This window comes from Moorena sp. SIO3I6 (assembly GCF_010672095.1).
Genome location: NZ_JAAHHU010000452.1, coordinates 1 through 3,428 on the forward strand (window position 1 = coordinate 1; position 3,428 = coordinate 3,428).

Sequence of the window (3,428 nt, forward strand, 5' to 3'; positions counted from 1 at the left end):
GCCTTGCTACCCCGTTACGAGAAACAGGAGCAGTCTGTTTGGGTAGGAGTTTTTTCTTGGGCATGGTTTCATCTCCATAGAATTAAACTTTCTGTGGTTTAGCTTATTGAGTTGGCTGTGCCTGTGTCAATAGGTTTTTTCATAAGTTTTGTTACGTGGGGAGTGGGGAGATGGGGAGATGGGGAGATGGGGTGATGGGGAGATGGGGAGATGGGGAGATGGGGAGATAGGGAGATAGGGATAATCGTAGGGTGGGCAGTGGCTAGCAACGGAATTAGCCAGAGCCGTGAATATATCATCAGCCACTGCCCACCAGCCAGAGCTTTTTTTTGTAGTCTATCTGTAAACCATGCTTCAGATGCGAGTCACGCGATCGCGTTCTACTTCTAGGCTAACTGTAGTATCTGTGGAATCGGTAACTCTTTATTAACTTGGCTATAGGCTTACAAATATAGGCGATGGCGGCCTAAAAAAGTAGTATTCCTCGATGGTAACTCTTTCCCCGACTCCCGATTCCCGACTCCCTCGGTGCGCTTGACCCGTAATTAAATTCGCCACGGGTCGCACCGCTCCCGACTCCCGGGGTTAGTCGAAAAACCAATTTTCCTTCAAAACTTCTGCTAAAGATGCGGGAGGGTCTTCTGGGAAAAAAGCAATCGGTTTATCCATTAAACTTCCCATCACTTTCTTGGCATCTAGGTAAGTGTTGGCAAAGATTTCAGACAAATAAGGCTTTAAGCTAGGACTATCTAACAATTCATCTCGAATCTGTTGACGAAATGTTGTAATTTCGGCTTTCCATTTATTAGCGTTGTATGCTCTTTCAGATTCCCAATACTTAAGTTTAAGTAAATGTTCCCAAAGTCGAATTAAGAGATTTTTAACTGCTCTCCTGTTCTGTTTTACTATACTTTCCAATTCATCCAATAAATTTTCCCAATCAACATGGGTAAAATCTCCCGATCGCAGTTGTTTTATAGTTGCCTCTAGCCAAAGCTGATAATCGTGATCGTATAACCTTGAGGTATTTGGCGCTGTTGATATTTTCATGAGCTTTAAGAGCCGCAATTAAATTAATGGATGAAAGGGATTTTGCTGCCAGATTTTGGTAAGCTTTTCGTGCTTGCTCCTTAACTGAGGTGGGAAGTATGGCGTAAGTTCGCCAAAAATCAGGTTAGGTGCGCTCTTACCATTAAGAATTAAATTCGCCACGGGTCGCACCTGTCGTAAAGGATTTCATTAAGCTCCTTAACTTGATTGGTAGCAATATCTGCTTCTGCTCGCTTCATCAGGCTGTCTAGCTTTCCAGAGCTTAGGTCAGATTCTAGCTGCTGGTCCCACTTATGATCTAAATCATCTAAATATTTCTGTAAGCGGGCTGCCAGCTCTCGAATCTCGCTGTTTGGTAATTGTCGAATAGCTGTTTCAATTTGATCAAGGGTTAACATAAACTAGTTTAGTATTTACATTGATACTATATTAGTATAGCGGTTTTCAATGTGGTGAGGTACAAAGTCCTAGGTGTTCCCAGATCCGCTGTTACCTGTTCCCTTTGCTATCAAAATACTATTACGTAAACGAACGAGTAAACTTGTGATGGAAAATAAAGTAATCGATGTGAGTGGTCTAAGTCCAAAACAGATTGCTATCATTACAGAAATTGTTGAAACTTTTAAGTTAGTTGCTCAACAAAAAGGGTAATCGGGAGTCGGGAATCGGGAATCGGGAGTCGGGGAGATGGGGAGATGGGGAGATGGGGTGATGGGGAGTTTGATTAGAATGTGTAGTGTGAGCTTTGGTATCAATAATACTCTTAGCTTTAATCGCTAAACGGGTATCACCTAGTAAATACCAAAGAAAAGCATGAGTATCGAGAAGAGCTTTCATATTACATATATTCCGCCAAATCTTATAATGGTTCATCAAAATCATCTGACATAATGATTTGAACTGCCCAACTCCCATAACCGTGAGCCGTTTCTATCTTTTCGTGATCAGATTGTGTATTATTTAGATAGTTTTCTCGTAAATAGTCTGCATAATGCAATAGTTCCGTCTTGAGATGTTCAGGCAGACTAATAACGACTTTCCATAAGGCTAACTCAGTATTCATAACGTTTATTTTAACCAGTAACGTAGGGAGTCGGGAATCGGGAATCGGGAATCGGGAGATTAATCGTAGGGTGGGCAGTGGCAAGCAAGGGAATTGGCAACCAAGGGTGAAGAGCTGATCAGCCACTGCCCACCAAGGGGCGCGGAAGTATTATTTTTAGTCTATCTGTAAAGCATTGGTAGATGCGATCGCTTCCACTCAAGAATCCTAGGGTGGGCAGTGGCAAGCCAGGGAATTGGCAACCAAGGGTGAAGAGCTGATCAGCCACGGCCCACCAAGGGGCGCGGAAGTATTATTTTTAGTCTATCTGTCCAGGATTGGCAAATGCGATCGCTTCCACTCAAGAATCCTAGGGTGGGCAGTGGCAAGCCAGGGAATTGGTAAACAGCCGTGAATATATGATCAGCCACGGCCCACCAAGGGGCGCGGAAGTATTGTTTTTAGTCTATCTGTCCAGGATTGGCAAATGCGATCGCTTCCACTCAAGAATCCTAGGGTGGGCAGTGGCAAGCCAGGGAATTGGCAACCAAGGGTGAAGAGCTGATCAGCCACGGCCCACCAAGGGGCGCGGAAGTATTATTTTACTCTATTTTTTACTCTATCTGTAAACCATGCTTCAGACGCGATGAAGCGTTTCGGCAAAGCCGACGCTACGCGAACGCAAAGCGTGGCCTACGGCCTCAGCTTCCGCGCTTATGCGATCGCTTCCATTTTCAGGATCCATCTCAATTAAAGCTGTTTGACCCAATGGGTGGAACCGGCATCTTATTGTGGAACAGGCATCTTGCCTGTTTCCTGCCTTGGAAGCTGCATCTTGCCGGTTATCAATTATTCGCGGCAGGAAAGATACCCACCCCACTAATATTCATGCCTTCCCTCATCTAAAGGCTTCTGCCAAAGAAAGATATAAACCCAAAAAGAAGCCTGCTCCACAATGCCACTGGGGCAGCAAGCTTCTCGACCGTCAGCCCTCCGTTTCGAGTGCCACTCAACCTTCTGGCAGGACTTCTGCCCGCCAAGCACGCCCCCCGTGCCAGGTAACCGAAAACGAGTTAGTAGCACAGGTAGCTCGGAAATAAATCCCGCGCAAATCGTGCGCCATCCGAGAGCAAAAAGGGGTTTTGACGTTTTGATCAGATCGTTGTATATTAAGGGGACTACTCCGCGTCGTCCCCTGCAAAAGGAATTAAATAGCCATTAGAAATCTGGGCCACACAGTACTGGGAGAGAGACTCGGAGACTGACTCCTCATTTTGCCTTGCCACCCCGTTACGAGAAACAGGAGCAGTCTGCTTGGGGGTAAGTTTTTTCTTGA

Annotated in this window: 9 protein-coding genes; 3 read left to right on the forward strand and 6 right to left on the reverse strand. The window is 45.3% G+C overall.

What is annotated here, in order from left to right; all coding sequences use genetic code 11:
* Positions 1-210 precede the first annotated feature (210 nt).
* Positions 211-390, forward strand: coding sequence for a hypothetical protein (locus tag F6K49_RS37745; RefSeq protein WP_293074827.1), 180 nt, complete (start codon positions 211-213; stop codon positions 388-390).
* 195 nt (positions 391-585) lie between these two features.
* Here the strand turns inward: F6K49_RS37745 and F6K49_RS37750 are convergent, their stop codons facing one another.
* The 4 genes from F6K49_RS37750 to F6K49_RS37765 form a co-directional block, all read right to left on the reverse strand.
* Entirely contained in the window at positions 586-1,050 is a 465-nt protein-coding gene (locus tag F6K49_RS37750) for a DUF29 domain-containing protein (RefSeq protein WP_293074830.1), read from the reverse strand.
* Between the two features lie 149 nt (positions 1,051-1,199).
* Positions 1,200-1,448, reverse strand: coding sequence for a hypothetical protein (locus F6K49_RS37755; RefSeq protein ID WP_293067473.1), 249 nt, complete (start codon positions 1,446-1,448; stop codon positions 1,200-1,202).
* 229 nt (positions 1,449-1,677) lie between these two features.
* The gene (locus tag F6K49_RS37760; protein ID WP_293105322.1) at positions 1,678-1,887 is read right to left on the reverse strand and encodes a hypothetical protein; all 210 of its coding nucleotides are present in this window, start codon (positions 1,885-1,887) and stop codon (positions 1,678-1,680) included.
* A 22-nt stretch (positions 1,888-1,909) separates the two neighbouring features.
* Positions 1,910-2,239: a DUF2281 domain-containing protein gene (locus F6K49_RS37765; protein ID WP_293067469.1), complete on the reverse strand. Its 330-nt coding sequence runs from the start codon at positions 2,237-2,239 to the stop codon at positions 1,910-1,912.
* Between the two features lie 109 nt (positions 2,240-2,348).
* Between F6K49_RS37765 and F6K49_RS37770 the strand changes: the two genes are divergently transcribed.
* Complete coding sequence (locus tag F6K49_RS37770; RefSeq protein ID WP_293105327.1) at positions 2,349-2,507, forward strand: hypothetical protein; 159 nt, start codon at positions 2,349-2,351, stop codon at positions 2,505-2,507.
* 222 nt (positions 2,508-2,729) lie between these two features.
* On the opposite strand, the gene F6K49_RS37775 is transcribed toward F6K49_RS37770, so the two are convergent.
* Positions 2,730-2,861, reverse strand: coding sequence for a hypothetical protein (locus F6K49_RS37775; RefSeq protein ID WP_293105329.1), 132 nt, complete (start codon positions 2,859-2,861; stop codon positions 2,730-2,732).
* A 22-nt stretch (positions 2,862-2,883) separates the two neighbouring features.
* Between F6K49_RS37775 and F6K49_RS37780 the strand changes: the two genes are divergently transcribed.
* The gene (locus F6K49_RS37780; RefSeq protein WP_293105331.1) at positions 2,884-3,192 is read left to right on the forward strand and encodes a hypothetical protein; all 309 of its coding nucleotides are present in this window, start codon (positions 2,884-2,886) and stop codon (positions 3,190-3,192) included.
* A gap of 78 nt (positions 3,193-3,270) precedes the next feature.
* Here F6K49_RS37780 and F6K49_RS53805 read toward each other — a convergent pair.
* On the reverse strand, positions 3,271-3,428 hold a 158-nt coding region (locus F6K49_RS53805; protein ID WP_366514278.1), incomplete at its 5' end, for an anacyclamide/piricyclamide family prenylated cyclic peptide.

What these genes read in the sequence shown, in the direction of transcription:
- F6K49_RS37745 (WP_293074827.1), top strand. Translation starts at nt 211, where the DNA reads ATGGGGAGATGGGGAGATAGGGAGATAGGGATAATCGTAGGGTGGGCA.
- F6K49_RS37760 (WP_293105322.1), bottom strand. Translation starts at nt 1,887, where the DNA reads ATGAAAGCTCTTCTCGATACTCATGCTTTTCTTTGGTATTTACTAGGT.
- F6K49_RS37750 (WP_293074830.1), bottom strand. Translation starts at nt 1,050, where the DNA reads ATGAAAATATCAACAGCGCCAAATACCTCAAGGTTATACGATCACGAT.
- F6K49_RS37755 (WP_293067473.1), bottom strand. Translation starts at nt 1,448, where the DNA reads ATGTTAACCCTTGATCAAATTGAAACAGCTATTCGACAATTACCAAAC.